Source organism: Flavobacterium sp. (assembly GCF_049318185.1).
In the GTDB taxonomy this organism is placed as follows: Bacteria; Bacteroidota; Bacteroidia; order Flavobacteriales; family Flavobacteriaceae; genus Flavobacterium.
Genome location: NZ_JBMOGV010000127.1, coordinates 1 through 5055 on the forward strand (window position 1 = coordinate 1; position 5055 = coordinate 5055).

Genomic DNA, 5055 nt, shown 5'->3' on the forward strand with positions numbered 1-5055 from the left:
CAATAATAACAACTGTTGTATGCTTATTATTTTGAGATAACAGTATGCTTGTTAAAAAAGTTTGCTACCAGGATGGGTATAAAATATTTCATTTTTATAAATTTATCTTTATATAAAGGTTCCGTTTCCCTGTTTAATATATAAACGATACAATTATCTCAGTAAAAGTATTCAAGGGATTGATTATTAATGTAATTATCGAGGTATTTGAAAAATTAATGAAACCCTATACTTTATTGGCAGTTTTTTTAAATGCGTTATAAACCGTGTATAATTTGAAATTTTTATAAAGCTAACACACGCCACAGGAGGATCGTCAGAACTTTCATTATTATAGTCTTACGCCAGAGGCGCACAAGTAGTTCCTGCATCGGAACGCAGGAGCACAATGCGATATAGGTTCCTTACTGTTGCGTAATAAAACTTTGTTTATAGAAAGCATAAGAGGAATTAATGAAAAATCGGTAAAAAGCTTATTTGTAGGTGAGGGGAGATGGGTAACTATATCAAAATTAAGGTACAGATAATTGATTGCGCAAAAACATCTTTACTTCTTCATTAGGCATAATCTTCGGGGCAGATAAAAAGCTTGTCGAATAAAAAACTACATACGTGTCCACAATTTATAATAACAATTTCTGAAAAAACCGAGATAGTTTCATAAAAGAATTATAAACAATAATTTATTTCGAAGTCCCTTATAATAAGCACAATATGGTTTGATAACTGACCATTTCAAAGAAACAGTTACTCGGTAACAGCCTGACCGAAGTAGGCTCATTTGTAAAGATAATTTAATTGTTATGAAAATACAAGACAATTACATGGACTTACTCGAACACTTTAAAGTTGAGGAACTTAAAGAACGTTTGGAGTTTGACATGGCTGCGGAAGCAGCAGGGTGGAAAAAGGATAAAGTTAAGCCTACTGCAAAAGTTATAGTCAAAGATGGTAAAGCAGTTGGGGGAGAAGGAGGAGCAAAAATTAAATTGTGGTAAAGATAATTTTAAAACTTCTCGGGGGGGTATTTCTATACCCCTCTTTTAAATAAAACAATTATGAAAACAAGCAGGTACAAGAAAAAAATAATTTCTTATGTAAAGCAAAAAATTGAATATAACGAAATAGATGCATTATTAGAAAACGAAGATTTTAATGAATATGCATATTTTTATAATTGTTACCCATATCTTTTTCTAGAGGCGTTTGATAACATAGACAGAAAGAAATTGGAAGCATTAAATATTGCAGGATTTTTATGCTACAAAGCAATAGTTTTAAGAGACGATTATATTGACAAAATCAATCCGGATAATATTGACATAGAAAAAGTTGCAATAAGCCGCATCTTTCTAAATCAAGCAAAAAAAATACTTCTTGAATTATTTAGCGAAGAATCAACATTTTGGGTTTTTTGGCAAAAAAGAAATTTAGAACTTGACAGCACTGAAGAACTTGATAAGTTATATCAACTTGAAAATATTGATAGAGAACAATATGAGACATTTGCTTCTAATAAATCAGCTTTTGCAAAATTAGCAATAGATGGATTACATGTTTTATCGCAGGAAAAGAATAAGGAAGCCCATAATGCTTTAACCAAATCGCATAGTGAATTTTCGATTGCGATGCAACTTTTTGATGATCTTTTTGATGTTGAAGAAGATTTTAAAAACAAACAATTTAATTTGGCAATTCATAATGTGCGTAAGTTTCTTAAAGAAAATAGTCTAGATGAAGTATTAAGGGATTCAAACGAAATCGAAAAGCATTTATTCTTATCAGGCATAGCAAATGAAATGTTACAAAAAGCATTGCTTCATCTAGAAAATTCAGAATTTTTTGCAAAAGATTTTAAAGTAACCAAATGGATAGAAGTAATAAATTTCAATCGCAAAATATTTAAAGGTGTTCTAAATCAAAAAGAGGTCTATTTGGAAATAATTAAAGCGAAGGTTAGACATTCAGAAATTAAAGCGAATAATTTTATTGACGGACATAATCTAGCGCCATCAATACACAAGAGTATTCAAAAGGGGATAGATTTTATTGTAAAAAAACAAAGAACTGACGGCAGCTGGTTTGAGTATCTTTCATCGGCAGGTGCAAGTGATATATGGGCAACCGGTTTCATTACCTTCTTTTGCAACAATATTATCCCAAAAGATAATATTCAAAAAGCAAAAAATATATTACTAAAGGATGCACACCCGCTTTGGGGCTACAAACAATCATATCTAAACGATACTGATTCTTCAAATTTTGCATTACTCGGATTAGAAGCAGCACCAAAAAGTAAATTTGATAGACTTGTCCAACGTCAGAATATTGACGGAGGATTTCCTACATATGCCGAAAAGGAAATTAAGGAATTAAGAAAGTACATGAAATATCCCAAAGAGAGTAAATACATCGGTTGGACTCAATCACACTTATGTGTTTCTGCTGTAACATATTATCTGTTGTTATGCAATAAGAATTACATTGAGGAAGACTATATTAAGAAAATAGAAGCATTTTTAGTTGAAAACTTAAACTCAAAAAATGAAATTGCCTATTGGTGGACAAATGAAACATACAGTCTCTTTTGGCTTTCTCTTGCCTTTAGGCAAATTAATAATTTCGAATTAAAAAATATTATAAAGACTAAACTTGTCAGCTCAGTCAACAACTATAAGCCATTCTTGAACCCTGACACTAACAATACCAGAAGTATATTTTATACTGCACTACAATTAAATATTTGTATAGCTTTAAAATCATTAAACATTATAAACAGCAAAACGTTAATACTTGACTTGGTTAAAGAGTTACTATCCGAACAATATATGGATGGTTCTTGGAATGCAACAAATGCAATGAGGCTTCCCGATACCGAAGTATTAAACCCTTTAGAGATTAGAGAGTGGCCAGCTTCAGAGCAGGGCTGTAATGTAAGGGCGATAGAATTCAATAGATTGTTTACGACAGCTGTAACAATAAATTCCTTAAATAGTTTTCTGAATCTTTATCCGAAATAAATGACTAATGAGTGTAAACCAATATTAAATAGCAGTACGCTAATTATCGAAAATGGCGATTATATTGTTTTAAATCAAAAAGAGTTTGGTTATCAGTTAAAGCTCAAAAAGGAATTCCAACAGTTTTTATCATTAATGGACGGTAGCAGAACAATTGAACAGCTACAAGATGAATATATAAAATATTTTGGCCGTACAATTTCTGTTGATGCTTTAGAAGAGTTTATTAGAGAAAGACTTTCTAAATGTGGTTTTATCGAAGGCTATGAAAAGTTAAAGCCTAGAAACAGTCAAAGCATTTTAAAAGCAAAAATTATAATTCTGGAAACTGGAATACTAGAAAAAATTTATACCCGTCATCTAAATTTCATTTTTGAAACCAAAATGTTTTACAGTCTGTTATTTACTTTGTTTTCAGCAAACTTAGTTGTTTTTTTAACCCATAAAAGTGTTTATTTAAATACAAAATCAGGGTTCGTTTTTTCCATTTTATTTATCTGCCATATATTCCATGAAATTGGTCACGCTATGGCAGCTAAGGCAAAGCAATCATCACCTGGAAATATTGGCTTTGGTTTTTATTTTGTTCTTCCTGTATTTTTTGTTGATTTATCAGATACATGGAATATTCAAAAGAAAGATAGAATAATCATTAATCTATCAGGTATATTTTTTGATTATCTTATTGGATTGGGCTTTGGACTTCTCTTTTTTATTACTACCAACAGTCTATTCCTCATGATTCAAATAATCCTCTTTACAAAAACATTTTACAATTTAAATCCGTTTATCCGATCAGATGCATATTGGGTAATTTCAGATTCTTTAGACAAACCGAATTTAAACGATAATTCGTCGATAGAGGTAAGACTTTTTTTCAAAAGATTGATAACTTTTAAGACAAATAATAATTGGAAACCAAATATACCTTTGCTCATTTATGGTATTGCAACTACATGTTTTTGGCTATTTATAATTCAAAGTATTTTGATTCAATCGAAAACAATCATTACTGATATCAATGAATTCTTATATGCTTTAAAGCAGGTCCTCTTCTTCAATAACTGGGATGTGTCTGTTATTATAAGCAAAGCTTATCAGATACTCTTCATTTCTTTTGCTTTGTATTTACTTTTTAAACTACTCGCAAAATGGGCCTTTCTACTACATCAAAAACTCGTGGTGCTATGGAAACGTGCTTAATTATTCCTGCCCCAATACGAAGTCATGTGATTCCTTCGTTTTATTTGGCAGTATTGTTTTCTAAAAATTACGAAATAGTATATGCCTGTTACGAAGGAGAGCTCGCAGAGTTAGTTCAATCAAACGGGTTTAAAAATATGATTATTAAATCAGTAAGATTTGCACTTGGATTTGACCCAGTTGAATGTTGGCAGAAACATGGGCAAAAAATGTCTATTCGCTTTTTGCTTAGTGCAATTACAAACGGATTAAAAATGACAACCTATAAAAAGAGAAAGGCTGAGTTAAGCAAGGTGATAACAGAAATTAAGCCTAAGCTAATAATAATTGATGTTTTTTCATCTACAGATTTTCTGATAATTAAACCATTATTCCCAGATATCAAAATTGTCTTTTTTAATCCAATGCTAAATACAAATAAGTCCAATGGTTATCCCAGTGTAAATGGTGAATTATATGAAGATATAAAAAAGAATTCTCCAATATTGAAATCAATCAAAAATATAACATCGCCTAAACGATTTCTAGCAAAGTTAACCGGGTACGATCCTGTTTGGCAATTAAAATACATTTATAAAAACAACAAAATATTACAACAATATCCGATAAATAAAGAGAATAAAATAGTCAGGATGTTTATGAATGTTCCTGAATTAATTCTTGCACCAAAAGAATTAGAGTTTTCTGAAAGCATATGTATGGATAATCAACTATACCTAGGGCTTTGTCAAAGTATTCTACGCAAAGACACATTAATAGATGAAACGTTTTATTTAAAAATAAAGGGTATTTTAAAATACAAAATTGAAACTGGTCATTCCCTTATTTATTG

The 5055-nt window shown here is 30.5% G+C and carries 4 protein-coding genes; all 4 read left to right on the plus strand.

Annotated features, from left to right (window positions below):
* Positions 1 to 824: 824 nt before the first annotated feature.
* On the plus strand, positions 825 to 998 hold the full coding sequence (locus ACOYLT_RS09965; RefSeq protein ID WP_422853705.1) for a hypothetical protein: 174 nt from the start codon (positions 825 to 827) through the stop codon (positions 996 to 998).
* A gap of 231 nt (positions 999 to 1229) precedes the next feature.
* A complete protein-coding gene (locus ACOYLT_RS09970) occupies positions 1230 to 3020 on the plus strand; it encodes a hypothetical protein (protein WP_422853706.1) in 1791 nt (596 codons plus the stop codon).
* Positions 3021 to 4223, plus strand: coding sequence for a hypothetical protein (locus ACOYLT_RS09975; protein ID WP_422853707.1), 1203 nt, complete (start codon positions 3021 to 3023; stop codon positions 4221 to 4223).
* Positions 4172 to 5055 (plus strand): hypothetical protein (locus ACOYLT_RS09980; protein WP_422853708.1); only part of this gene is annotated, 884 nt, incomplete at its 3' end. The genes ACOYLT_RS09975 and ACOYLT_RS09980, both read left to right, overlap by 52 nt.